This window comes from Kushneria sp. EE4 (assembly GCF_977968315.1).
In genome coordinates, this window is the sequence record NZ_OZ386212.1 from 2,511,986 (window position 1) to 2,535,386 (window position 23,401).

The following is a 23,401-nucleotide window of genomic DNA, read 5'->3' on the forward strand; positions in this document are numbered from 1 at the left end:
AGTGTCACAGTGTCGTTCGCGGCCAATTCTGACCGGAGCCTGTCCATGACCAACGCTTCATCCGTATCCGACCAGACCCATGCCCAGTCTGAAGCCCGCCGTACCTACAATATCGATCAGTGGGGCAGCGGCTATTTTGACGTCAACGAGCAGGGGCTGGCCGTGGTGCGCCCCTTCGGGGATGCCGACAGTCAGGACGGTCCGGCCCTGCCCCTGAAGGGGCTGGTCGAGACGCTGCAGGGGGCCGGCTTGCGCCTGCCCATGCTGGTGCGTTTTACCGATATCCTGCATGACCGCGTCGAGCAGCTGTGCCAGGCCTTTGATCGCGCCATCGACGAGCTGGATTATCGAGGCCGCTACACGGCCGTGTACCCCATCAAGGTCAACCAGCAGCGCCGCGTGGTCGAAGAGCTTCTGGCCACCCCCGAGCGCGGTCGCGGCCGCGTGGGCCTTGAAGCCGGCAGCAAGCCGGAGCTTCTGGCCGTGCTGGCGCTCTCCTCGGAGACCACCTCGACCATCGTCTGCAACGGCTACAAGGACCGCGAGTACGTCCGCCTGGCACTGATGGGTGAAAAGCTCGGCCACCGCGTCTATCTGGTGGTGGAAAAACAGGCCGAGCTGGAGCTGATTCTGGAAGAGGGCGACAATCTCGGCGTCATGCCGCGCATTGGCGTGCGCGCGCGGCTCTCCTCGGTCGGCAAGGGCAACTGGGAAAGCACCGGCGGCGACAAGTCCAAATTCGGCCTGACCGCCCGTCAGATCCAGCACGTGGTCGATCACCTGCGCGCCCACGACCGGCTGGAATCGCTACAGCTGGTGCACTTTCATCTGGGCTCGCAGATCGCCAACATTCGCGACATTCAGCGCGGGTTGCGTGAATGCACCCAGTTCTACAAGAGCCTGCGCGATGTCGGTGCCCCGGTGTCCGTGGTGGACGTCGGCGGCGGCCTGGGCGTGGACTACGAAGGCACCCGTTCGCGCAGCTACTGCTCGACCAACTACTCGATGGCCGAGTACGCCAACAACGTGGTCGGCGCGTTTTCCCAGCTGTGTCAGAGCATGGACATTCCGCATCCGGACATCATCTCCGAGTCCGGTCGCGCCCTGACGGCCCATCATGCAGTGCTGATCACCAACGTGATCGACGAGGAGCGCCACGAAGTGGCCCTGCCCGAACGTGGCCAGCATGAAGGCGACACCCATCTGGACGTGCTATGGCAGACCTATGACTGGCTGGCCGAGCCCGCCGAACCGCGCCTGCTGGTCGAGTACTATCACGATTTGTATCAGGCCATGATCGACATTCAGGACCGCTTCGTGCTGGGCAGCGCCACCCTGGGCGTGCGCGCCGAGGGCGAGGCGCTCTACACCGCCGCCTGCAAGCGCCTGCGGGCCAAGCTCGACCGCCGCAACCGTGCCCATCGCGAAATCCTCGATGAGCTCGACGAGAAGCTCGCCGACAAGCTGTTCGTCAACTTCTCGCTGTTTCAGTCCCTGCCGGACGTGTGGGGGATCGATCAGATTTTCCCGGTACTGCCGCTGTCCAATCTGGACGCCCCCTCGACGCGTCGCGGCGTGATCCAGGACATCACCTGCGACAGCGACGGGCGCATCGAGCGCTATGTCGACGGCCAGGGGGTGGAAAGCACGCTGCCGCTGCCGGAGTGGAAAGCCGGTGAAGACCGTCTTCTGGGCCTTTTCCTGGTCGGCGCCTATCAGGAGATTCTGGGCGATCTGCACAACCTTTTTGGCGATACCGACTCCATCGATGTCAGCGTGGACGACAACGGCGCGTGGCAGCTGGGCACGCCGATCGTCGGCGACAGCGTCGCCAACGTACTGCGCTACGTGAACTTCGACCCTGACCGCCTCAAGAGCCGTTTCCAGCGCCAGCTGCTGCGCAGCGACGTCTCCGGCCGCGAGCGCGAGATGTTTCTCGAAGAGCTCGAAGCCGGCCTTGAAGGCTATACCTACCTGGAGTAATCAAACCTGAAGCAGTCTCGGGCGCTGCCTGATCATCCTGTCCACTGCCCGCGCCACGCCCGGGCAGTGGACCCGCCATCCACACCGCTGATCCCGCAAGGCCCCTGGCGCCGTTGATCGTTCCGGTGCCTGCGACCGCATGTGATGTCGAGCGCCGCAGGCACCGGCCGACATCGGTATCGGTAACCACCTGCAGATGGCGCGCCCCGCCTGACGACCGGCAGCACACGCACTGGCGCCCCTGACCGATCGGTATATCGTCTATCATTGTCTGTAATGCAATGAAAGGCATGCCCTCGCGCTGTCCTGCAAGAGCTACCACCATGTGAGGCATCGCGGCGGGCAGCCACACCGCGATGGTCACCCGTAAATCCATACCGGGTTATTGCGACGCCCAGACGCTGCTCGATACAGCCAACACAACGGGAACGGCACGTTCCCCATGGGGCCAGGATGGCACAATCGCTTTTTTCGCACACATCCTCAAGCGCTTCTCCCTGCAAGGCATGGAGCGTTCACATTCTTACCGCCAGTGGCGTGCTGTTCGCCACGATGGCCCTGCTGGCGCTGATCGACGAACGCCCCGTCGCCTGCCTGCTCTGGCTGGGCACGGCGATGATGATCGATAGCGTCGATGGCACCCTGGCGCGCAAGTACGATGTCAAGGCCACCCTGCCGCAAATAGACGGCGCCACTCTCGACATGGTCATCGACTACCTCACCTGGGCCTTTATCCCTGCACTGTTTATCTACTCCTTTATCGAGCTGCCGCCGTATCTCTCGCTGGTGTCGGTGTTCATCATCGTGCTGTCATCGATGTTCTGCTTTTGCAACGTCAACCTGAAAAGCCAGGACAACTACTTCGTCGGCTTCCCCGCCGCCTGGAACATCGCCGCCGCCTATTTCTATATCCTCGATCTGCCGCCTTTTGTCGTCTTTGCCGCCATTGTGGTGCTTGCTGCTCTGACCGTAACGCGGATGAAGTTTCTCCATCCGTTTCGAGTGCGCTTTCTGATGCCGCTGAACATCGCGGTCACCCTGGCCTGGTGTGTCTGCACCACCTTGCTGCTGCTGTCGAGCGCTGGGCATGCCACCTGGGCGCTGTGGGGGCTCGGCCTGACCTCGCTGTACTTTGCAGGTATGTGCCTGTGGCGCACGGCGCAGGAGTGGCTTGCCTCGCCACGGCGAAACGCTTCAGCATAAGGGTCGGCGCCGCGGCATCCAGGGCCGCGAGCGCGAGATATTTCTCGAAGAGCTCGAAGCCGGGCTTGAAGGCTATACCTGCCTGGAATAGCCGCCACACGCGACCCTTTATCGCCTCGCCCGGACCACGATCCGGGCGAGGCGTTTTTCCTTCCGGCCTTGCCTTGTCCGCTCCCTTCCCGCTTTTTTTGATGTCCTTCGCCTTCCCCCTTGAAGCAGGTGTCCCGATTGACGGTGGCCGGCGCTGGCGATTTGCGCCGCGTTCGGAGCAAAACACGACGCTGACCGTTCGATCCACGACACACCCTTCGTCTATTAATCAAAGGTCGAACGGCTTTTCCAAAAGCGGCGTGAGAGCCTACCGGGTTTGAGCAGGGGGGCGGCCATCGTGGCGCGCTCTGCTTGTCAGGGGCCGGGCTGTCAACAAGTGCCGACAACAAGGCAAACGGCCCGTCTTTCATCATCAGGGGAGAACACGCGTGAAGATAGGCGCACCAAGGGAGAGTGCTCGGGGTGAGGCGCGGGTCGCGCTGACCCCGGAGAGCGCGAAGCAGCTGCAAAAGCTGGGGCATGAGTGTCTGGTGGAAACCGGCGCGGGGGCCGGGGCAGGCTTTAACGATGACACCTATCGCGAGGCCGGCGTCACCGTGGTGGACAGCGCCGCCGCGCTCTGGCGTGACGCCGAGGTGGTCATCAAGGTTCGCGAACCCAATGACGAGGAAGCCGAACGCCTGCGTAACGGTCAGACCCTGATCGCGTTTTTTTGGCCGGCCCAGAACGAGGCGATGCTGGAAAAATGCCGCGCCACGGGTGCCACGGTCATCGCCATGGACATGGTGCCGCGTATCTCGCGAGCGCAGAAAATGGATGCCCTGTCGTCGATGGCCAACATCGCCGGCTATCGCGCGGTGATCGAGGCCGGCAACAACTTCGGGCGCTTTTTTACCGGCCAGGTCACCGCCGCCGGCAAGGTGCCGCCGGCGAAGGTGCTGGTGATCGGCGCAGGCGTGGCCGGCCTTGCCGCCATCGGCACCGCTACCAGTCTCGGTGCGGTCGTGCGCGCCTTTGACGTGCGCCCGGAAGTCTCCGAACAGATCGAATCCATGGGCGCCGAGTTCTTGTTTCTCGACTTCGACAACGCCCAGGACGGCTCGGAAAGCGGCGGCTACGCCTCGCCGTCGAGCCCCGAGTTTCGCGAAAAGCAGCTCGAATGCTTTCGCGAGCAGGCAAGTGATGTGGACATCGTCATTACCACCGCACTGATCCCCGGCCGGCCGGCACCCAAACTCTGGCTCGAGGACATGGTTGCCTTGATGAAGCCCGGCTCGGTGGTGATTGATCTGGCGGCCGAAAAAGGCGGCAACTGCGACCTGACCCGCGCCGACGAGCGCGTGGTCAGTGACAACGGCGTCGTGGTGGTCGGCTATACCGATTATCCCTCGCGCATGGCGACCCAGGCCTCGCTTTTGTACGCCACCAATATCCGTCACATGCTCACCGATTTAACGCCCGGCAAGGACGGCGTCGTCCAGCACAACATGGAAGACGACGTGATCCGCGGGGCGACGGTCACTCATCAAAGCGAGATCACCTTCCCGCCGCCGCCGCCCAAAACAAAGGCGATCGGTGCGGCCAAACCGAAGCCGAAGGAGAAGGCCCCCACCCCAGAGGAAAAACGCGCTTTAGAGACCGCCGAGTTCAAGTCGCAGACCAAACGCCAGATCACCCTGCTCGCCGTGGGCGGGGCGCTGATGCTGCTGTTGGGTCAGGTGGCGCCGGCCTCGTTCATGCAGCACTTCATTGTCTTTGTGCTGGCATGTTTTATCGGCTTTCAGGTGATCTGGAAGGTCAGCCACTCGCTGCATACGCCGCTGATGGCGGTCACCAATGCCATCTCGGGGATCATCATTCTGGGGGCGGTACTACAGATCGGCTCCGGCAGCGTGATCGTGAGCATTCTGGCGGCGATTTCGGTTTTGATCGCGACCATCAATATCGTGGGTGGCTTTCTGGTGACACGCCGGATGCTCGCCATGTTCCAAAAATCCTGAGCGGCCGGAAAATACCATGTTGAGTCAAGGGTTCGTATCCGCCGCGGCCATCGCGGCAAGTGTTCTGTTTATTCTGTCACTGGGGGGCCTGAGCAATCAGGAAAAAGCCAAGCGCGCCGTCTGGTACGGCATTATCGGCATGGCGGTGGCGGTCTTTTTCACCGCCTTCGGCCCCGGTATCGGCGGCTACTGGCTGATGATCCCGATGATCATCATCGGTGCCGTGATCGGCACCCGGCTGGCGCGCCGGGTCGAGATGACCGAGATGCCCCAGCTGGTGGCGGCACTGCACAGCTTCGTGGGCCTGGCGGCCGTGTTCGTGGCCTGGAGCGCCGATCTGGAACGTCGCCGGGTACTGGCCGAACGCGCCGCCGACGGCATGATGCAGGAGTTCTCCGCCTTTGCCGCGCTGGTGGCGACCAAGGCGCCGGACGAGCTGATGTTTCTGCAGGTCGAAGTGGTGCTGGGAATCTTTATCGGGGCGGTGACGTTTACCGGCTCCGTGATTGCCTTTGGCAAGCTGGCCGGCAAGGTGGACGGCAAGCCGCGCCAGCTGCCCGGCGGCCATCTGCTCAATGCCGGCGCGGCGGTGCTCTCGCTGGCGCTTGCCATTCTCTATCTCAGCGGCGCCGGTTTCTGGACGCTGCTGCTGCTGGCGCTTCTGGCCTTTTTCATCGGCTATCACCTGATCATGGGCATTGGCGGGGCCGACATGCCGGTGGTGGTGTCGATGCTCAACAGCTACTCCGGCTGGGCGGCGGCGGCCATCGGCTTTACGCTGTCCAATGACCTTTTGATCGTGACCGGCGCGCTGGTGGGCTCCTCCGGGGCGATTCTCTCCTACATCATGTGCAAGGCGATGAACCGTAACTTCGTCAACGTGATCCTCGGCGGCTTCGGCGGCACGCAGGGGCCGGCAGCAGAGATCGAGGGTGAGCAGATATCGATCGATGCCAATGGCGTGGCGAGCGCCCTCAACGACGCCGAAAGTGTGATCATTGTGCCGGGCTACGGCATGGCGGTGGCCCAGGCGCAGAGCGCAGTGAGCGATCTGGTGCGCAAGCTGCGTGATGCCGGCAAGGAGGTGCGCTTTGGCATCCACCCGGTCGCCGGTCGTCTGCCGGGGCACATGAACGTGCTGCTGGCAGAGGCCCGCGTGCCCTACGATATCGTGCTGGAGATGGACGAGATCAACGACGACTTCGCCACCACCGACGTGGTGATCGTCATCGGCTCCAACGACATCGTCAATCCGGCCGCTCAGGAAGACCCGAACAGCCCCATCGCCGGCATGCCGGTACTCAAGGTGTGGGAGGCCAAACAGGTCTTTATCTGCAAGCGCGGCCAGGGCACCGGCTACTCGGGGATCGAAAATCCGCTGTTTTTCAAGGACAACAGCCGGATGTACTACGGCGATGCGCGTGAGAGCATCAACGCACTGCTGCCGATGGTGGAGTAACGCCCCATCGACTGCCTCGTCAGGGCTGTCGCGCCTGTGGATCCTGCCCGGGCCGGCCCCGGATGACGCCTGAGCGCGGACAAACGGTCGCGATTCTGGAATAATCCGCGCCCATTACGACAACAGCACCCCGTCGAGCCCTCGACAGGGTGCTGTTTTTTATGGGTTGCAGCAGCGAGACAGACAATGGCTTTCCTTTCCCGACACGAGGGTGACGCTACCTCGCCCCGTGCCCCCGGCATGCTGGACGCACTTTTCCCCATCGTCGCCGTTATCATCATGCTGGCGCTGAGCGTGACGCTGTTTGGCGCCGACGCCTCCAGCGGCCCGACCCAGATCGCGCTGATCATGGGCGCCATGCTGGCCGCGGTCGTGGGGCTGAAAAACGGCCACCGATGGGCAGCCATCGAAGAAGGCATCAACCACGGCATTCACCTGTCACTGGGCGCGATTTTGATTCTGCTCTCGGTCGGGGCCATGATCGGCACCTGGACGCTGGGCGGTGTGGTGCCGACCATGATCCACTACGGCCTCGAGATTCTCTCGCCCCGCTACTTCTATGCCACCGCCTGTCTGTTGTGCGCGCTGGTGTCGGTCTCGGTAGGCAGCTCCTGGACGGTGGCCGGCACCATCGGCATCGGACTGATCGGCATTGCCAACGGGCTGGGGCTATCCACGGCGATCACCGCCGGTGCGATCATCTCCGGCGGCTACTTCGGCGACAAGATGTCGCCGCTGTCCGATACCACCAATCTGGCGCCAGCCTCGGCCGAGGCGGAGCTTTTTGCTCACATCCGCCACATGCTCTGGACCACCACGCCGAGTCTGATTCTGGCGCTGATTCTCTTTTTGCTGCTGGGTCTGGGCGGCCCTGATCAGGCGGCCACGCCCGAGCGCATCACCGACATCCAGCAGATCCTGAGCGATCACTTCACCATCAGCGCCTGGCTGTTGCTGCCGCTGCTGGCGCTGCTGGTGATGGCGTGGAAGCAGATGCCGGCGTTTCCGACCATTTTCATCGGCGCCCTGCTGGGCGTGGTGTTTGCGCTGATCTTTCAGCGCGAGGCGGTGGTGGGTCTGGCCGACACGCCCTCGCTGGGTTATGCCATGGCGCTTTTAAAGGGCAGCTGGATTGCGCTTTATGACGGCTACAGCGCCCACACCGGTAACGAGGCGATCGATGCGCTTTTAACCAACGGCGGCATGGCCAGCATGCTGACCACGGTCTGGCTGATTTTATCGGCCATGACCTTTGGCGGGGTCATCGAGCGGCTGGGGCTGCTGGAGCGCGCCGTCAGCGGGCTGCTGCGCGTGGCGCGCAGCACCTCATCACTGATTCTCTCGACGCTGGCCACCGGCCTTGCCACCAACGTGGTCACCGGCGATCAGTATCTCTCCGTGGTGCTGCCCGGGCGCATCTACAAGGCGGAGTTTCAGCGCCGTCGGCTCAAGCCGGTCAATCTGTCGCGGGCGCTGGAAGATTCCGGCACGATCACTTCACCGCTGATTCCGTGGAACAGCTGCGGCGCCTACATGGCGGCCACTCTGGGCGTGGCGACGCTGAGCTATGCGCCCTTTGCCTTTTTCAACCTGATCAATTTGGGCATTGCCATCCTCTACGCGCTGATCGGCTTTCGCGTCACGCGCATGAGCGACGATGAGGCGCCCGCTCGCGAGGACGCGCTGCCCACGCTCTCGGACGGCCAGATCATCGATGACCGCTACGAGCCTGCTTCCAGCCGCCCCTGAAGCTCTTTCGAGACACGCGTGCGACAACAACAACGCCGGCCCATGGGCCGGCGTTTTCGTTACACAATCGAGAGCGCTTACTCGTCGCGATCCACGGCCATGCCGGCCCAGACCTGGCGCACGGGCTGAATCTCGAGGAAGTTAATGTTGAGATGCGCCGGGAGCGTGGCCACGTAAAACATCTGCTCGGCGATGTCCTCGGCCGACATCGGCGTGGTGTTGCCATAAAGCTGATCAGAGGCGGCCTGATCACCCTTGGTGCGTACCAGGGTGAACTCGGTCTCGGCCATGCCGGGGGCGATGTCGGTGACGCGCACGCCGGTGCCGTGCAGGTCACAGCGCAGGTTGTAGCTGAACTGCTCGACAAACGCCTTGGTCGCCCCGTACACGTGGCTGCCCTTGTAGGGCCACTTGCCGGCGGTGGAGCCAATATTGATGATGCTGGCGCCCGCGCCGATCTCGATCAGGGTCGGCAGCAGCGCATGGGTCACGTTGACCAGGCCCTTCACGTTGGTATCAATCATGGTGTGCCAGTCCTCAAGCGCCACGTCCTGCGCCGGCTCCGGCGCCAGCGCAAGGCCGGCGTTATTGAGCAGCACATGGATCGAGGCGAACGCCTCGGGCAGCTCATCGACCGCCTTTTTCACCGCCGCTTCATCGCGCACGTCGAGCTCGACGACATGAACGGCCACGGTGTCGGAGAGCTCCCTTTCAAGCTCTTCAAGGCGCTCGCGGCGACGGCCGGTCAGCACCAGCGAGTAGCCGGCCTCGGCAAAGCGGCGGGCGGCGGCGCGGCCAAACCCGGATGTGGCACCGGTAATGAAAACGCTTTTCGTCACGTGCTCTCTCCTTCGCTTAATGATCAGTAATCCAGCATCGGCCATGGTCATGCCATCCGAACGGGCCATCACTTACGTGGTCTGTGCCTCGCCGGCCATCGCCGCACGGCGCGTCGCATAGCGCCGCGCCAGCATGGCACACACGAAAAGCTGGATCTGGTGAAACAGCATCAACGGCAGCAGCGCACTGCCGACCTGCCCGGGCGGAAACAACACGTTGGCCATGGGCACCCCGGAGGCCAGCGTCTTTTTGGAACCGCAAAAGACAATGGCGACCTCATCTTCCTGCGAAAAGCCCATCAGACGGCTGACGGTCCGGGTAATCAGCAGTACCACCGCCAGCAGCAAGCAGTCCACCACGACCATGGTGGCGATGCTGACACCGTCGACCTGCTGCCACAAACCGCCAACGATCGCCTCGCTGAAGGCCAGATAGACCACCATCAGAATCGAGCCGCGGTCGACAATGGCCAGCGGCGCCTTGTGCTCACGCACCCACTGCCCGATCCAGGGCTGCAGGAGCTGACCCAGCAAAAACGGCGCCAGCAGTTGCATGAGAATATTGCCGATCGCGCCCAGCGACGGTCCGGCACCGGCATCGGCGTTGACGCTGAGCACCAGCCCCAGAAGGATCGGCGTGATGAACATACCCAGAATGTTGGAGGCCGTCGCCGAGCAGATCGCAGCCGCCACGTTACCACCGCCGATCGAGGTAAAGGCGATCGAGGACTGCACGGTCGAGGGCAGCACGCACAGAAACAGCACCCCCGTATAGAGCGCCGGTGACAGCAGCGCCGGCGACAGCAGCCCGATGATCAGGCCCAGCACGGGAAACAGGGCAAAGGTGACCAGAAAGATCACCAGGTGCAGACGCCAGTGGGCCATGCCCTTCACGACGGTTTTGGGCGACAGCCGGGCGCCATGCAAAAAAAACAGCAGACCGATGGCAATGGTCGTGGCAATCGAAAACCACTCGGCGTAGCGACCTGACACGGGCAGCAGTGAGGCCAGCACGACGGTGCAGACAAGATAAAGAAGGAACTTGTCGATATTGAGACGGGCAATCAGGGACACGGCAGACTCGAAGCTCAAGCATTTGGGATTGTTGGATCAGCCGGGCCTTTGCCCCGGCCGAGTCTCGATCATACGCCAGCACTCCCGATTTGGCACGACCGGGCACGGCCCTGAACGCCGGACACGAAAAAAGCGCCCGCAGGCGCTTTTGTCCGGCGAAAGCCGCGCCGTCAGTGGCTCTCGCCGCGTCCGGTCTTGTGCTGAAGCTCGTCGATCATCTTCGAGGCGTCGGCCTTGTTGAGCGACTCGTCAAAATCGACGCCGGCTTCTTCGCACAGCGTGCGCAGATAGGAGGCCTGAGCCCCGGTCATGCTTTCGTCTCCGGTCGCCCAGTCGTTGGGATCCTTCTCCAGATTGCTGGCCTGATCGTTGTGGCTCGGGTCTTCCGTGCGATTGGTCATGCGGCTCTCTCCGTGAACGCCCTGTGGGATACTGGATAAAAATATAGACGATTGTGTGGCTGATGCACGCTGGCATACGCTACTTTGACCAATGGTGGATTGTATCTCCATCAACTCATGTTATGGCACCTGCGCTCGTCGAATGCTTGTATAAGAAACGATCGTTATTGCCATTGAAGGCGAACCGGTCTGCAGAACCCGAGTCATGTTTCAAGGAGTCGCACCATGGAAGGTATTGTCAGCAACTATCGTGATGTCGTACGCCAGGGTGGCTATACGCTGACGTCTGAACAGGCGCCGCCGCGTGATACGCCGCTGGAGTGCATCTACATCGACAACGACAGCCAGTCGATTCGCACCACCAACGCCCGCCTGGGTCTGGCCGACAGCCAGACGTGGTGCACCGAATGCGGCGTAACGGAAGCCCTGATCAGCGGATCGTCTTCCTTTATTTCCTCGGTGGCCTGGCGCGCCGGTGAGCCCGTCAAGTAATTCCCGACCGGCGCCCGCTTTCCACGGGCGCCGTTGTCGTGGCGCTCTGATTCTGCGGACATGATGTAATCACTGGATGAGCGTGCCGATCTCGGCCCATACTCCATGACACCTCATGTCCTGTGGAACATCGCCATGTCCGCATCTGCCTCTATCCCTGAAGACACCAGGCGACGCCACCGTCTGCCGGTAAGAGCATGGCACTGGTTCAATCTCTGGTGTTTGATTGTGTTGCTGCTCAGCGGCCTGCAGATCTTTAACGCCCACCCCGCCCTCTACTGGGGCAGCGTTTCCCATTTCGACACGCCCTGGCTTGAGATGTACGCCATGCGTGCCGGCGACGGCAGCATTGATGGCATCACCGCCCTGGGGCCCTGGCAGTTCACGACCACCGGCGTGCTGGGCTACTCCGATGAGAGCGTGCGCGGCTTTCCCGCCTGGGCGACCCTGCCGAGCTATCAGTTTCTGAGCATGGGCCGAGTGTGGCATTTCTTCTTTGCCTGGCTTTTTGCCATCAGCGGCGCACTGTTTGCCCTGTATGCCCTGTTCAGCGGCCACTTTCGACGCAACTTCTGGCTGGACACCCATGACTGGCGCGGGCTGGGGCAGGATCTTGTCAATCATTTGAAGTTTCGTTTTCACGCCCATGCAGGCAAATACAACAGCCTGCAGAAACTGAGCTATCTGAGCGTGGTGTTTGCAGCGCTGCCGCTAATGATCGTGACCGGCCTTTGCATGTCGCCGACCATCAACGCCGCCGCGCCCTGGCTGCTGGATCTGTTCGGCGGCCGCCAGAGTGCCCGCTCGATCCATTTCATTACGGCCTTTTCGCTGGTGCTCTTTGTCCTTGTGCACGTTGTCATGGTGGTGCTGTCGAACCCGTTTCGCCAGCTGCGCGCCATGGTGACCGGACGCGCGTCGCACCAGCCCGGGTCTTCCGAGTCGGAGTCATCGTCATGAGCCGCCGTCAGCCCTCAAGCCCCTCCCTGAGCCGTCGCACCCTGCTGCAGCGCTCCCTGCTGGGCGCCGCCGCGCTCGGGTTGACCGGCTGCGACCGGCTTTCCGAAAACGATGCCATCATCTCGCTTTTGAGCAGTGCCGAGACGCTCAATCTCAAGGCGCAGCGGCTGCTGGCCGGACGCGAGTCGCTGGCCATCGAGTATCCGGCCTCGATGATTTCGCCGGTCTTTCGGCCCAACGGCACGGTGGACCCGCAGACCACCCTCTACCGCCAGCATGCCGCCAACGATTTCGCCGACTGGCGCCTTACGGTGGGCGGGCTGGTACGCACGCCGCTGGAACTCTCGCTTGAAACGCTGCGCTCGATGCCCTCGCGCACCCAGATCACCCGTCATGACTGCGTGGAGGGCTGGAGCGCCATCGGCCAGTGGTCCGGTCCGGTGCTCGGCGACATTCTGGAGCAGGCCGGCGTGCACCCCTCGGCGCGCTATGTGGTCTTTCACTGCATGGATCAGCTCGACGGCGAGCACGACTATTACGAAAGCATCGATATGGTCGAGGCCTTTCATCCCCAGACACTGCTGGCCCACTCGCTCAACAATGAACCCCTGCCCGTGGGCAACGGCGCCCCACTGCGCTTGCGCGTGGAGCGACAGCTCGGCTACAAGATGGCCAAGTATCTCAAGGGCATTACCCTGGTCGAGCATTTCGACGATATTCAGGGGGGCAAGGGCGGCTACTGGGAGGATCGCGGCTATACCTGGTACGCGGGCATCTAGCCCGGCGCCTACGGCTTTGGTCGTGTATTACCGGACTCGATTTGACAAATCCTTATGCCAGGCTGAACTAAGAGACATTCGGGGCGAGAAGTTCAAGACATCCGCCCCGCTTTCCACCGACCCGGAGTTCTTTCATGAACCTGTATCACACGGCCCGTCCCACCCTGCTGGCCTCGGCCATTGCCCTGGCCTGTGCCTTCTCGGCCGGCTCTGCACTGGCCGCCGACAGCGCCGGTGACACGCCCGAACATCTGCGCGGCACCATCAGCGCCGTCAACGATCACGGCTTCAGCGTTGAATCTTCAAGCGATGGCAGTACCCACGAGGTCGTTCTGGGCGACGACACGCGCCTGGCCGGTGTCACGCCGTCAAGCCTTGATGAAATCAGGGAAGGCACCTTCATCGGCACCGCCAACGCGCCTGGTGAAGACGGCCAGCCCTCGAAGGCGCTGGAAGTGGTCGTCTTTCCCGAATCCATGAAAGGCACCGGTGAAGGTGACTATCCCTGGGACACGCCGCGCGGCCACGGCGATCAGCAAGCGACCCGAATGGGCGGCGCCGGTGGCAGTTCGAGCATGACCAATGGCACCGTCAGCCAGAGCAGCGACGGCAAAATGGGCGGTACCGATGGCGGCTCGACCATGACCAACGGCACCGTCAGCCAGAGCGATGGCGGCAAAATGGGCGGCGCCGGTGGCGGCTCGACCATGACCAATGGCACCGTCAGCCAGTCTGACAGTGGCGACCAGGACATGATGACGCTGACCGTCGATTACGGCGACGGCAAAAAGCAGATCATGGTGCCGCGCGACGTGCCGGTGGTGGCGGTTCAAAAGGCCACCATGGACGACATCAAAAAGGGCGAAGCGGTCTTTGTGGCCGGTGATCTGTCGGCCTCACCCGTGCAGGCGAAGGCCGTGATTGTCGGCCTCGATGGCACCATTCCACCGATGTAACCACCGCCGATGCCCGGTGCGGCCACCGGGCATCACGACGTCAATACGAAATGCATCACGCCGCTGCACAGCCTCTCGTCACCCGTTTTCAGCCTGCCGGCCGTGATCGGCAGCCTGAAACGCCGCTTGCCGGCACTGCCCGGATTGAAAAAGAGCCGTCGAGCGCCCGTGTCCTCTTCGACCCACTGCTGACGCGGCTTGTGGGAGTGCCCATGCAGTACGGCGTCACAGCCCGTGGCGGTATCGAAGTCTGCAATGTCATGCACCAGATGCAGCCGCCAGCCGTTGACCACAATATCGCGGTGCATCGGCAGCGCCTCACACCAGTCTTGTCGATCGATATTGCCGCGTACGGCCATCAGCGGCGCTATTTCAGCAAGTTGTTCAAGAATGGACGGATCACCGACATCCCCCAGATGCAGGATCAGCGCGCAGCCTTCAAGTGCTCTGAGCGCCTCATCGCGCAGCAGACCGTGCGTGTCGCTGATCACACCGATGGGCGTGTCGATGGCAAGGGTTGTTCGGTCACACAGCGACAGCGCCATGAAACTATCTCCCGACAGCAGAAAGGCCCCGTATGGAGCCTTTTGCATAGAACGTTTGCGCAGTTATCAGCGCGTGGAGCCTGCCGGCGTCCCGGCCTTTTGAAACTCCTCGTAGGTCACGTTGCCCTGCTCATCCACGTTGCAGCTGACGTTATAGATGGTCGTGCCGTGGCCCAGCATGTTGATGTGCAGCAAAAGCTCTTCACCCGGTTCATAGTCCCCGGCGTTTTGCTGTTCCATCAAAAGCTGCGAGCTTTCGAAGGTGTCCCCGTCCTTGCTGGCCATTGCAGCATCATGGCACTGATTGACCAGGTCCCGTTCTTCCTGCGGTACGTCGGCAGATTCCTCGACCGAGGCCTGCGCCATCTGGCCGACGCCGGTCATTGCCAGCGCCAGTGCGCCGGCACACCACATACCCTTGTGTACGTTCATGGTTCATCCCTGAAGATTGGCTTCACAACCAGTGTAGAAACTTCCGCGCCAACTTACCCGACTATTGTGTCAAAACGCTCGATCCTGCCTCCGCCTGCGCCCCCAGACACGGCGATGACGATTTGCCCTGCCGTTGGCGGGCTCGTATGGTGCACGGCGTTTCTCGCCGGCGCCGACCGTGTGCATCGATTTCGAAAATCATTTGTCGATCGGCGGCCATGTCAGCCCCGAGCATGTCGCCCAGCTCCCCGAGCTTTTCGGGCGCTGTGCACTGGCGCTGCTGATCGGGGCCGCCATACTCGTGGTACTGATCCGACCCATTCGCCATCTGCTCGGCAAGGGCGACCATGACGACGCCGGCCACGGCACTCAGGAGATTTCATAAATGACTGCTTCTTTCGACACGCCGGCACAGCGACTCCATGCCCTGCGACAGGTCATGGCCCAGCGCGGTATCGATGCCTGGCTGGTGCCCTCCTCCGACCCGCACCTGTCTGAATACCTGCCCGGCCACTGGCAGGGGCGCGAATGGCTCACCGGGTTTACCGGCTCGGTCGGTACGCTTCTGGTCACCGCGGATTTCGCCGGACTCTGGGTCGACAGCCGCTACTGGGTACAGGCCGACAAGGAACTCTCCGGCAGCGGCATCGAGATGATGAAGGTGGCCCAGGGCCAGCAGATTCTCGCCCCGATCGACTGGCTGGCCGTCAATCACCCCGGCCATGCCACGCTGGGACTCGATGGCGCGATTCTGCCACTGGCGGCGCACCGCGCCTTCAGAGCTCGCCTGGGCGAGCACGTCACGATTCAAACCGACCGGGACCTGCTCGAGGAGATATGGACCGATCGCCCGGCCCTGCCTCAGGCGCCGGTAACCATTCATGATGAAGCCTTTACCGACCGAAGCCGCCCGGATCGTCTGGACCGGTTGCGCCAGGCCATGACGGACGCCGATGCCGGTGCCCATCTGATCTCCACACTTGATGACATCGCCTGGCTTTTTAACCTGCGCGGCAGTGACGTGGACTATAACCCGGTCTTTCTGGCGCACGCGCTGGTGGATGCCCATCATGTCCGGCTTTTCATCGATCAGGACAAGGTGACGGCGTCGCTGCGCGAAGCGCTGGCCGACGACGGTGTGGTGCTGCATGACTACGCCGAGATCCGCGATCACCTGACCCGCCTGCCCGAGGCCACCCGGCTTTTGATCGACCCGGCCCGGGTCACGCTGTCGCTGATCGACGCCCTGCCCGACCACGTTGTGCTGATGGAAGCCTTTCAGCCCACCACGCTTGCCAAGGCGTGCAAAAGCGACGTCGAGATCGCGCATGTCCGGGCGGCCATGGCCCGCGACGGCGCCGCCCTGTGCCGCTTTTTGTGCTGGCTCGAGGCCACGCTGGCCGGTGGAGAACCGATCACCGAGCTGACCATCGACGCGCGCCTGAGCGCCGAGCGCACCCGGGAAAAGCACTTCATCTCGCGCAGCTTTCCCACCATTGCCGGCTTCAACGCCAACGGTGCTCTGCCGCACTACCGCGCCACCGAGGCGGCGCACTCAAGCATCGAGGGCCAGGGGCTTCTTTTGATCGACTCCGGTGCCCAGTATCTCGACGGCACCACCGACATCACCCGGGTCATTCCGGTGGGCGAGCCGACACCGGCCCAGAAGGCCGACTATACGCGCGTGCTCAAGGGCATGATGGCGCTGTCGCGCACTCGCTTCCCCGAAGGCATCGAAGCGCCCCGGCTGGACGCCATCGCCCGCGCCCCGCTGTGGGAGGCAGGTCTGGATTACGGCCACGGCACCGGCCACGGGGTGGGCTATTTCCTCAACGTGCACGAAGGCCCGCAGGTGATTTCCCGCGGCGCACAGCCCACGCCGCAGACCGCCATGCGCGAGGGCATGATCACCTCGATCGAACCGGGGCTTTATCGCACGGGCAAGTGGGGCATTCGCATCGAAAACCTGGTGGCCAATCGGGCGGTGGAAAGCGCTGACGCCGTTACCGAGGACACCTTTCTCGAATTCGAAACGCTCACCCTGTGCCCCATCGACACCCGCCTGATCGATGCGGCGCTGCTGCGCGATGACGAGATCCTTTGGCTCAACGACTATCACCGCACGGTCTTTGAGCGCCTGGCCCAGGGGCTGGATGAGGACACTCGCGACTGGCTGGCCAAAAAGACTCGGCCGCTGGCACGCTGAGGCGCTCGGGAAAGGAGAAAGGCAATAAAAAACGCCCCGGCCAGTGCCGGGGCGTTTTGATATCAAAGCCTGCCGCGCCTGGAAGGCTCAGCTGGTGGCCTGAAGCCTGAACGAGGCCATCAGGCGTCGCAGGGTTTCGGTCTGCTCCTCGAGCGAGGTGGCCGCGGCCGAGGTCTGCTCGACCATGGCGGCGTTGCGCTGTGTGACGTCGTCCATCTGGCTGATGGCCTGGTGAATCTGGTCGATGCCCGTGCTCTGCTCGTCCGAGCCGACCCTTATCTCGTCGGTGATGGCGGCAACGCGCTCGATGCCGTCCTGCAGCGTCTGCATGGCGCTGCCCGCCTGATCCACCTGCGTTACCCCGTCGCGTACCCGTTCGCCGGAGGTTTCGATCAGCGAGCGAATGTCGCCGGCGGCCGAGGCACTGCGCTGTGCCAGCGCGCGCACCTCGTTGGCGACCACGGCGAAGCCGCGACCGTGTTCGCCGGCCCGGGCAGCCTCGATCGAGGCGTTCAGCGCCAGCAAATTGGTGCGAAAGGCGATGCTGTCGATCATGGAAATGATCTCCGACATGCGATCGGAGTCCTGGTGAATGGCCTGCATGGTGGCCACCACGCCGTGAATGAGATCGCCGTTTTCCTTCGCCGTACGCGAGGCACTCAGCGCCATGTCGCCGGCTTCGCGCGTGTGCTCGGCGTTGCGACCGGCCGTGGTGTGAATCTGCTGGGTGCTGGCCGAGGTCTGCTCAAGCGATGCGGCCTGCTCCTCGGTGCGCTGCGACATGTCCATGTTGGCCGAGGCGATCTGGCCGGCGGCCGTGGCAATGGTTTCCGAGCCGTTGCGTACCTCGCTCACCATCCGGGTCAGCCCCTCTCCCATCTCATTGAGGGCGCGCGCAAGACGGGCGCACTCGTCGCGGCCCCGCACCGTCAATCGGCCGGTGAGATCGCCGTCCGCGACCTTCTGCGCCATGCCAACGGCGTCATGGATCGGCCGCACGATCGCCCGGGCAATCACGACGCCCAGCCCCAGGGCGATCAGCAGCCCGACACCGAGCGCGGCCAGCAGCAGCCACTTCTGCTGGCGCAGGTCGCTGATCTGAGTCTCCAGCTGGCGCTGGAGCCCATTAACCGCTACATCGCTCAACGTGAACTGGGCCTCGATGGTATCGGTCAGCGCCTGAAAGTAGCGCTGCGCCGGCGTATCCAGAGTCTGTGCCGAGAGGATCGCCTCATCGACCAGCGCAAGCCCCTGCGACAGTTGATCGGTAGCGGTCTGCAGCGGCGCCTGTAGCGACGCGTCAAGCGCAGGCTGAAGCGCCATCGTTCGGTTGAAGGCGTGCTCGAGCTCACGATGGCTGGCCAGCGCCTGCAGACGCAGCGCCTCGATGGTACTGCGCTCATTGATGGTGACCTCACCACGCGCCAGCAGACCGGCGCCCCGGCCGCGCAGCTGACCCAGCGCTTCCGTCAGTGCCGGCATCGCCACGAAACCGCCCTGCACCAGCTGATAAGTGTCGGCCTGTGACGTCAGACTCAGCCTGAAATCGTCCAGAAGATGGCGAGCGGCCGCCAGCATGTTGCCAAGCAGCGCCGTATGCGCCTCGAAACTCTGCGCCGCGTCGGGCAGCTCTCCTTCAAACAGGGCCCTGACATCGCGCCACTCGTTATCGATCGACTGCCAGACATCGACAGCATTGTCGCTGTCGGGCTGCGCGGTGATCAGCTCGGCGGTTCGAGCATAGGCCTGATCGGCGTCCGCTCTCAAGGCCTGACAGGGCGTCTCGGCCGAGGCATCGCCGTTGAGCAGGCGGGCACACATGCCGCGGTGCTGCTGTGTCAGGCCGATGGTCGTTAAAATGGCGCGCTCCGGCGCCAGCCCCTGCAGCCGGGCGAGCCGATTGTTCAGCGAGTCATCGATGGACTGGATGAACAACACGGTGGGAATGGCCGTCATCAACAGGGCCAGCAGGCCCAGCGTCATGAATTTCTGGCGTAGCGTCAGCCTTGAGAGTAGCGAATCCATCGACAGGGTCCTGTTCAGGGCGTCTTCGATAAGCGCCACGTTTGATTTTAACCATCACTGTATTAACTATCGTCAATGTTCAAGGCTTCTTGAGACTCACAGGAAAGCGTCAAAAATCAAAGGATGTCGTGTCGATACCCCCGCCCCAGGGCATGGCGGCGCAGGGTCATGACGCAAAACGCCCCGGCCATGGCCGGGGCGTTTTGTTTTACGAAAGAAGCAGACCGACAATCAGCTCAGATCGTCAGTGGACTCCGGCAGGTCGGTGATGGCCCCGAGGGAGGCCGAGCTGACCGTGCGGGCGTACTTGGCCAGCACCCCGCGGGTATAGCGCGGCTTCGGGCGCTGCCAGGCGTCACGCCGACGTGTCATTTCCGCGTCATCGATGTGCAGGGTCATGACATCGTTTTCGGCGTCGATGGTGATCTGATCGCCGTCTTCAACCAGCGCGATCGGCCCGCCGTTAAAGGCTTCCGGCGTGATATGGCCGACCACGAAACCGTGGCTGCCGCCGGAGAAACGTCCGTCGGTGATCAGCGCCACCGCATCGCCCAGACCGCGCCCCATGATGGCCGACGTCGGCGTGAGCATCTCGCGCATGCCCGGGCCGCCGCGCGGGCCTTCGTAGCGAATGACCAGCACGTCACCGGCGACCACGGTCAGGTCATTGATGCGCGCCTGCGCTTCCTCTTCGGAGTTGAACACGCGCGCCTTACCGGTAAAGCGGGTGCCCTCCTTGCCGGTGATCTTGGCGACCGAGCCTTCCGGGGCCAGATTGCCGTAAAGCACGCGCAGGTGGCTGGAGGCCTTCACCGGGTTGTCCAGCGGCTTGATGATATTCTGATCACTCGGATAGGGAGCGACGTCGGCCAGGTTCTCGGCCAGCGTCTGGCCGGTCACGGTCAGGCAGTCGCCGTGCAGAAGACCGGCATCCAGCAGGGTCTTCATCAGCGGCTGAATGCCGCCGATGGCGACCAGCTCGCTCATCATGTAGTGGCCGCTGGGGCGCAGGTCCGCCACCACCGGCACGCGCTTGCCGATCTCGGTGAAGTCATCAAGATTGAGCTCAACGCCGATGGTGTTGGCAATCGCGATCAGGTGTAGCACCGCATTGGTCGAGCCGCCGAGCGCGATGACCACGGTTATCGCGTTTTCAAACGCCTTGCGGGTCATGATGTCGGAGGGCTTGATGTCGAGCTCGAGCAGCTTGAGCACGGCAGCGCCCGCTTCACGGCTGTCGTCCTGCTTGGTCTGGGAGACGGCATTTTGTGCCGAGGAATTCGGCAGGCTCATACCGAGCGCCTCAATGGCCGAGGCCATGGTGTTGGCCGTGTACATGCCGCCGCACGAGCCCGGCCCCGGAATCGCGGTCTCTTCGATGCGCTTGACGTCGATGAGATCCATGTTGCCCTGGGAGTGGGCGCCCATGGCTTCAAAGACCGAGACGATATCGGTATGGCCTTCGCCCGGCAGAATGGTGCCGCCGTAAACGAAGATGCCGGGGCGGTCCAGACGGGCCAGACCCATCATGCAGCCGGGCATGTTCTTGTCGCAGCCGCCGATGGCAACCACGCCGTCAAAACCTTCACAGCCGGCCACGGTCTCGATGGAGTCGGCGATGACCTCGCGCGAGATCATCGAGTACTTCATGCCCTCGGTGCCGTTGGCGATGCCGTCACTGATGGTGATGGTGTTGAACACCACACCCTTGCCGCCGGCGTCGTCGGCGCCGTCACTGGCGGCGTCCGCCAGCACGTTGATGTGGCTGTTGCAGGGGGTGACGCGACTCCAGGTCGAGGCGATACCGACCTGGGGTTTGGTGAAGTCCTCGTCACTGAAGCCCACAGCGCGCAGCATGGCGCGACTGGCCGCCTTGCCGGGGCCGTCGACCACAGCAGACGAGTGACGACGGGTATGGGCGCGGTCATTGGCAAGCGGTGCTGTCGAGGGGCTATCCGGCCGGTCTTCCTGGCTCATGATCTGATCACTTTTAATGGTAATGAATACGAACAGGTGCCGGGGCGGGTCGCAGGAGGCCTGCTTCCGGCACCAACGAAAGCGCTGGCGATATCGGACCGGCATGGCGGCATATGACGCGTTTTGAGCGCGTATCGATACGACCAGGCGCGAGTCGCCCCGACACTCCCGGATCCTCGGGAGCGGGCGACACGCACTGCGCGGATAGCGCGACCGGGTGTCAGGCCCGGCACAGGGTATCGAGTATACGCCCAGCGTGGTTCAGCGTGAAATCAGCTGCGCCCCGTGATCTCGAAATGCCCGTCAAGGGACAGGGCCAGCCGCGCGCCCTCGGGCAGCGCCCCCACCCCTTCCGGCGTGCCGGTCAGGATCACATCGCCGGGCTCGAGCGTAAACGAGCGCGACATTTCGACGATCAGCTCGACTGCCTTGAACAGCATCATGGCGGTGTGCCCGGTCTGGCGACGCTCGCCGTCGATGGTCAGGCTAAAGTGCAGATCGTCCAGATTCATCGTTTTGGCGTCAAAGGGCACGAACTCACTCAGCGGACAGGCGCCGTCAAAGCCCTTGGCCCGCTCCCAGGGGTAGCCCTTGTCCTTGAGCCGTGACTGGACATCACGCAGGGTCAGATCCAGCGCCAGACCCACGCCGGCAATGGCCGCAAGCACCTCTTCCGGACGGGCGCGGCACAGTCGATGCTGGATCAAAAGTGCCACCTCGGTTTCAAAATGCACCTCGCCCAGATGACGCGGCACCCGGATGCGCTCGCGCATGGGGGTCGCGCTGGAGGCCGGCTTGATAAACAAAAGTGGTGTGGTGGGCACCTCGTTGTCGAGCTCTCGAGCGTGAGCGGCGTAGTTGCGCCCCACACAGACAATCTTGCCCAGTGGCTCGGCAAACGGGGGTCCATCAATAAAACCGGGCTGGAAGGCCATGGCCTGTTCCTTTTGAAGATCCATGCGTTGTTGTTGATACACCACAAGCTTTATCACACCCGCAAAAAAGCGGCAAAGCGCGATGGCGCTCGACCGCTTGTCTTTCGTATCAACCCCTTGTGTCTCGCAGGGGTACGCCGTGGGCGCACGGCGACGATACGGCCTGCGCCGGACAGGCTTACAGGGTCAGGTCACGCCAGCGCCCGTCCGGCGTATGCGCCAGAAAGTCAGGGCGCTGCCCCCTGGCCGCGAACGGGGTGTTCAGAGCGTTGTCACGCCGGTTATAGACGAAAAAGATATTGCTGCGCGCATCCGGTGACATGTTGGCATTGGAGCCGTGGAGCGTATTGCAGTCAAACAGCAAAAGCCCGCCGGCGCGCCCCTTGGGCGCCTCGATGCCGTGTTCGGCCACCAGCTCGGCCAGCGCCTCACGACCCGGCACGCCCGCTTCCTGCTTTTTAAGCGAGCTTTTGTAGTTGTCTTCCGGCGTCTCGCCGATACAGGGCACGAACTTCTCGTGCGAGCCCGGGATCAGCATGAGCGGGCCGTTGAATTCGTGATTGTCGGTGAGCACGATCGAGGCGCTGATGGCGTTCATGCGCGGCATGCCGTCCTCGGCGTGCCAGGTCTCGAAATCGGAGTGCCAGTCAAAGCCCTTGCCTTCGAAACCGGGCTTGTAGTTGATGCGCCCCTGCATGACGTAGACATCCTCGCCGATCAGCTGCTCGACGCTTTTGACCAGCTTTGGCGACTGCGCCAGCTCGCCAAACTTCGCCGAGAGAAAGTGCATGGCAAAGATTGAGCGGATATCGTTGCTGCTCGGCTCGGTGATGGTGAAATCCCGGTCGCGGTAATCATCGCGCTCGAGCAGGGCCTCAAGTTCATGCTGATATTCGGCAAGCTCGGCGTCATCGAGAAAATTCGGGATGAACACAAACCCCTTTTGTCGAAACGTCTCGCGCTGCTCGCGGGTCAGTGGCCCGTCTTCCGGCCCGCGCAGTACGGCCTCCTGACGCGGCAGCCAGGTGCGCTCGGGCGGCGTTGACAACCGCGTAGGGTAGGGGTCTTCCATCAGGGTGTTGTGATTTTGTGCGTGTACGGCGGACATGCTTTCCTCCTTGATTGATACAAAACGACGGCTTCCTGCCTGACGTCACCCCTGGCGGGGCATGCTGGGTATCCGGCGCGGGTCGCGCCTGCCGATACATGACTTCGGTCTCGGGACGTCGACAGATCATGACCATCGCCTGACCCTTTCAGGGACACTCGAGCGCGCATCCATTATTTGACACGCCGCTCAAGGCGCCACCACGTGAACATGACACCCCCCGGCCT

Annotated in this window: 21 protein-coding genes; 12 read left to right on the forward strand and 9 right to left on the reverse strand. The window is 62.9% G+C overall.

Annotated elements, in window-relative coordinates:
- Positions 1 to 45: 45 nt before the first annotated feature.
- From speA to nhaC, 6 genes are all read left to right on the forward strand, one after another.
- The gene (speA, locus tag ACXMYO_RS11365; protein WP_438764763.1) at positions 46 to 1,983 is read left to right on the forward strand and encodes a biosynthetic arginine decarboxylase; all 1,938 of its coding nucleotides are present in this window, start codon (positions 46 to 48) and stop codon (positions 1,981 to 1,983) included.
- A gap of 453 nt (positions 1,984 to 2,436) precedes the next feature.
- Positions 2,437 to 3,186 carry a phosphatidylcholine synthase gene (gene pcsA, locus ACXMYO_RS11370; protein ID WP_457808801.1) on the forward strand — a complete coding sequence of 250 codons (750 nt, stop codon included), beginning with the start codon at positions 2,437 to 2,439 and terminating at the stop codon, positions 3,184 to 3,186.
- Positions 3,155 to 3,277 (forward strand): hypothetical protein, encoded by a 123-nt coding sequence (locus ACXMYO_RS11375; protein ID WP_457808802.1) that lies wholly within the window; start codon positions 3,155 to 3,157, stop codon positions 3,275 to 3,277. Before pcsA ends, ACXMYO_RS11375 begins: the two co-directional genes overlap by 32 nt.
- A gap of 388 nt (positions 3,278 to 3,665) precedes the next feature.
- Positions 3,666 to 5,237, forward strand: a complete 1,572-nt coding sequence (locus ACXMYO_RS11380; protein ID WP_457808803.1) for a Re/Si-specific NAD(P)(+) transhydrogenase subunit alpha — start codon at positions 3,666 to 3,668, stop codon at positions 5,235 to 5,237.
- Between the two features lie 16 nt (positions 5,238 to 5,253).
- Positions 5,254 to 6,696 (forward strand): NAD(P)(+) transhydrogenase (Re/Si-specific) subunit beta, encoded by a 1,443-nt coding sequence (locus ACXMYO_RS11385; RefSeq protein WP_438764770.1) that lies wholly within the window; start codon positions 5,254 to 5,256, stop codon positions 6,694 to 6,696.
- A 186-nt stretch (positions 6,697 to 6,882) separates the two neighbouring features.
- Positions 6,883 to 8,445: a Na+/H+ antiporter NhaC gene (nhaC, locus tag ACXMYO_RS11390; RefSeq protein ID WP_438764771.1), complete on the forward strand. Its 1,563-nt coding sequence runs from the start codon at positions 6,883 to 6,885 to the stop codon at positions 8,443 to 8,445.
- Positions 8,446 to 8,522: 77 nt separating this feature from the next.
- On the opposite strand, the gene ACXMYO_RS11395 is transcribed toward nhaC, so the two are convergent.
- From ACXMYO_RS11395 to ACXMYO_RS11405, 3 genes are all read right to left on the reverse strand, one after another.
- Positions 8,523 to 9,284, reverse strand: coding sequence for an SDR family NAD(P)-dependent oxidoreductase (locus tag ACXMYO_RS11395; RefSeq protein ID WP_457808804.1), 762 nt, complete (start codon positions 9,282 to 9,284; stop codon positions 8,523 to 8,525).
- Positions 9,285 to 9,356: 72 nt separating this feature from the next.
- Positions 9,357 to 10,358: a bile acid:sodium symporter family protein gene (locus ACXMYO_RS11400; RefSeq protein ID WP_457808805.1), complete on the reverse strand. Its 1,002-nt coding sequence runs from the start codon at positions 10,356 to 10,358 to the stop codon at positions 9,357 to 9,359.
- A 170-nt stretch (positions 10,359 to 10,528) separates the two neighbouring features.
- On the reverse strand, positions 10,529 to 10,759 hold the full coding sequence (locus ACXMYO_RS11405) for a DUF3072 domain-containing protein (protein ID WP_438764777.1): 231 nt from the start codon (positions 10,757 to 10,759) through the stop codon (positions 10,529 to 10,531).
- Positions 10,760 to 10,984: 225 nt separating this feature from the next.
- Between ACXMYO_RS11405 and ACXMYO_RS11410 the strand changes: the two genes are divergently transcribed.
- From ACXMYO_RS11410 to ACXMYO_RS11425, 4 genes are all read left to right on the forward strand, one after another.
- On the forward strand, positions 10,985 to 11,251 hold the full coding sequence (locus tag ACXMYO_RS11410; protein WP_438764778.1) for a hypothetical protein: 267 nt from the start codon (positions 10,985 to 10,987) through the stop codon (positions 11,249 to 11,251).
- Positions 11,252 to 11,386: 135 nt separating this feature from the next.
- Positions 11,387 to 12,211, forward strand: a complete 825-nt coding sequence (locus ACXMYO_RS11415; RefSeq protein ID WP_457808806.1) for a cytochrome b/b6 domain-containing protein — start codon at positions 11,387 to 11,389, stop codon at positions 12,209 to 12,211.
- Positions 12,208 to 12,990 carry a molybdopterin-binding protein gene (locus tag ACXMYO_RS11420; protein WP_457808807.1) on the forward strand — a complete coding sequence of 261 codons (783 nt, stop codon included), beginning with the start codon at positions 12,208 to 12,210 and terminating at the stop codon, positions 12,988 to 12,990. The genes ACXMYO_RS11415 and ACXMYO_RS11420 overlap by 4 nt, the downstream gene beginning before the upstream one ends.
- A 134-nt stretch (positions 12,991 to 13,124) precedes the next feature.
- Positions 13,125 to 13,946 carry a hypothetical protein gene (locus ACXMYO_RS11425; RefSeq protein ID WP_457808808.1) on the forward strand — a complete coding sequence of 274 codons (822 nt, stop codon included), beginning with the start codon at positions 13,125 to 13,127 and terminating at the stop codon, positions 13,944 to 13,946.
- A gap of 32 nt (positions 13,947 to 13,978) precedes the next feature.
- Here ACXMYO_RS11425 and ACXMYO_RS11430 read toward each other — a convergent pair whose 3' ends face one another.
- Positions 13,979 to 14,491: a metallophosphoesterase family protein gene (locus ACXMYO_RS11430; RefSeq protein ID WP_457808809.1), complete on the reverse strand. Its 513-nt coding sequence runs from the start codon at positions 14,489 to 14,491 to the stop codon at positions 13,979 to 13,981.
- A 66-nt stretch (positions 14,492 to 14,557) separates the two neighbouring features.
- Complete coding sequence (locus ACXMYO_RS11435) at positions 14,558 to 14,923, reverse strand: hypothetical protein (RefSeq protein ID WP_438764786.1); 366 nt, start codon at positions 14,921 to 14,923, stop codon at positions 14,558 to 14,560.
- A gap of 178 nt (positions 14,924 to 15,101) precedes the next feature.
- On the opposite strand from ACXMYO_RS11435, the gene ACXMYO_RS11440 reads away from it, so the two are divergent.
- Both ACXMYO_RS11440 and ACXMYO_RS11445 read left to right on the forward strand, forming a co-directional pair.
- Positions 15,102 to 15,308, forward strand: coding sequence for a hypothetical protein (locus tag ACXMYO_RS11440; RefSeq protein WP_457808810.1), 207 nt, complete (start codon positions 15,102 to 15,104; stop codon positions 15,306 to 15,308).
- Positions 15,309 to 17,129 carry an aminopeptidase P family protein gene (locus tag ACXMYO_RS11445; RefSeq protein ID WP_457808811.1) on the forward strand — a complete coding sequence of 607 codons (1,821 nt, stop codon included), beginning with the start codon at positions 15,309 to 15,311 and terminating at the stop codon, positions 17,127 to 17,129.
- Between the two features lie 87 nt (positions 17,130 to 17,216).
- Here ACXMYO_RS11445 and ACXMYO_RS11450 read toward each other — a convergent pair whose 3' ends face one another.
- The 4 genes from ACXMYO_RS11450 to ACXMYO_RS11465 all read right to left on the reverse strand — a co-directional run bounded on the left by ACXMYO_RS11450 (position 17,217) and on the right by ACXMYO_RS11465 (position 23,174).
- Positions 17,217 to 19,154 carry a methyl-accepting chemotaxis protein gene (locus tag ACXMYO_RS11450; protein WP_457808812.1) on the reverse strand — a complete coding sequence of 646 codons (1,938 nt, stop codon included), beginning with the start codon at positions 19,152 to 19,154 and terminating at the stop codon, positions 17,217 to 17,219.
- A gap of 231 nt (positions 19,155 to 19,385) precedes the next feature.
- Positions 19,386 to 21,131: a dihydroxy-acid dehydratase gene (gene ilvD, locus ACXMYO_RS11455; protein WP_438764791.1), complete on the reverse strand. Its 1,746-nt coding sequence runs from the start codon at positions 21,129 to 21,131 to the stop codon at positions 19,386 to 19,388.
- A gap of 272 nt (positions 21,132 to 21,403) precedes the next feature.
- The gene (locus tag ACXMYO_RS11460; RefSeq protein WP_457808813.1) at positions 21,404 to 22,066 is read right to left on the reverse strand and encodes a fumarylacetoacetate hydrolase family protein; all 663 of its coding nucleotides are present in this window, start codon (positions 22,064 to 22,066) and stop codon (positions 21,404 to 21,406) included.
- 178 nt (positions 22,067 to 22,244) lie between these two features.
- Positions 22,245 to 23,174 (reverse strand): phytanoyl-CoA dioxygenase family protein, encoded by a 930-nt coding sequence (locus ACXMYO_RS11465; RefSeq protein WP_457808814.1) that lies wholly within the window; start codon positions 23,172 to 23,174, stop codon positions 22,245 to 22,247.
- Between the last annotated feature and the right edge of the window lie 227 nt (positions 23,175 to 23,401).